Raw genomic sequence first — 1,683 nt, forward strand, 5'->3', positions numbered from 1 at the left:
GAGGCGCCGACCGCGGCCGGGCTCGCCGGCCGCCTCGACGCGGGCTGCGACCGGCTCGCGCTGAGCGCCCGGGCCGAGCGGCCCGAGCGGGTGCCACTGTCCTTCGCGCAGCAGCGGCTCTGGTTGATCGACCGGATGGAGGGCCCGAGCGCCCTCTACAACTCGCCGCTGGCCCTGCGGTTGGCCGGGGAGCTGGACACCGCCGCCCTGGAGCGCGCCCTCGGCGACCTGGTGGCCCGGCACGAGAGCCTGCGCACGGTGATCGTCGAGACCGACGGCGAGCCCCACCAGCTGATCCGCCCGGCCGACGCGGCGGCGGTGCCCTTCGACGTCCGGGACTGCCCGGCCGACGAGGTCGCCGAGGCCGTCGACGCGGCCTCTCGCCGGGCCTTCGACCTGGCCACCGAACTCCCGCTCCGGGCCGTCCTGCTGCGCACCGCCGACCAGGACCACGTGCTGGTCCTGGTACTGCACCACATCGCGAGCGACGGCTGGTCGACGGGCCCGCTGGTCCGCGATCTCGCCGAGGCCTACGCGGCCCGGGTGGCGGGCACCGCGCCCGAGCGGGCGCCGCTGCCGGTGCAGTACGCGGACTACGCGCTCTGGCAGCGCGAGCTGCTCGGCGAGGAGGTCGATCCGGAGAGCCTGGCCGCCCGCCAACTCGCTTACTGGCGGGACGCGCTGGCCGACCTCCCGGAGGAGCTGACGCTGCCGGCGGACCGCCCCCGGGGCGCCGTCGCCAGCCACCACGGTGACCGGGTGTCGCAACTCCTGGGCGCCGAACTCCACCGCGAGCTGGTCGCGTTGGCGCGCTCGCAGCGGGTGACGGTGTTCATGGCCCTCCAAGCCGCCCTCGCCGCCCTGCTCACCCGGCTCGGCGCGGGCACCGACGTGCCGATCGGTTCGGTGGTGGCCGGGCGGTCCGACGAGGCGCTGGACGACCTGGTCGGCTTCTTCGTCAACACCCTGGTGCTGCGCACCGACACCTCGGGCGATCCGAGCTTCACCGAACTGCTGGCCCGCGTCCGGGAGACCGACCTCGGTGCCTACGCGCACCAGGACGTGCCGTTCGAGCGGCTGGTGGAGGAGCTGAACCCGGCCCGCTCGCTGGCCCGCCACCCGCTCTTCCAGGTCATGCTGGTGCTCCAGAACAACGAGCAGGCCGACGCGCCGCCCACCGGCCTGTGGGGCGAGGCGCTGCCGGCGGCCACCGGAGTCGCCAAGTTCGACCTCAACCTGATCGCCCAGGAGTCCTTCGACCCGGAGGGCGAACCCGCCGGGATCGACTGCGCGCTCGACTTCGCGACGGACCTCTTCGACCGGCAGACGGCCGAGACGGTCGTCCGCCACTTCGCGCGGCTGCTGACGGCGGCCGTCCAGCGGCCGGACACCCGGATCGGGCTGCTCCCGTTGATCACCCCGGTCGAGCGGGCCGAACTGCTGGGCGGGGTAGTGCCGTTGGAGGCGGAGGTGCCGTTGGTTCCGGCCGTGTTCGAGGCTCAGGCCGTGGCGACTCCGGAGGCGGTGGCGCTGGTCCACGGGGGCGTCGCGTTGACCTTCGCGGAGCTGGACGCGCGGGCGAACCGGCTGGCGCACCGGCTGATCGCCGCCGGGGTGGTCCCCGGGTCGGTGGTGGCGTTGGCGCTGCCGCGTTCGGTGGAGTCGGTGGTGGGGTTGCTGGCG

The 1,683-nt window shown here is 74.8% G+C and carries 1 protein-coding gene; it reads left to right on the top strand.

The genetic code is table 11. From position 1 onward, the window contains the following. The coding region (locus tag AB0O82_RS38680; RefSeq protein WP_363589742.1) for a condensation domain-containing protein at positions 1-1,683 on the top strand (1,683 nt) is incomplete at both ends.

The sequence above is a fragment of the Kitasatospora sp. NPDC088264 genome, assembly GCF_040685715.1.
Lineage (GTDB): Bacteria > Actinomycetota > Actinomycetes > Streptomycetales > Streptomycetaceae > Kitasatospora.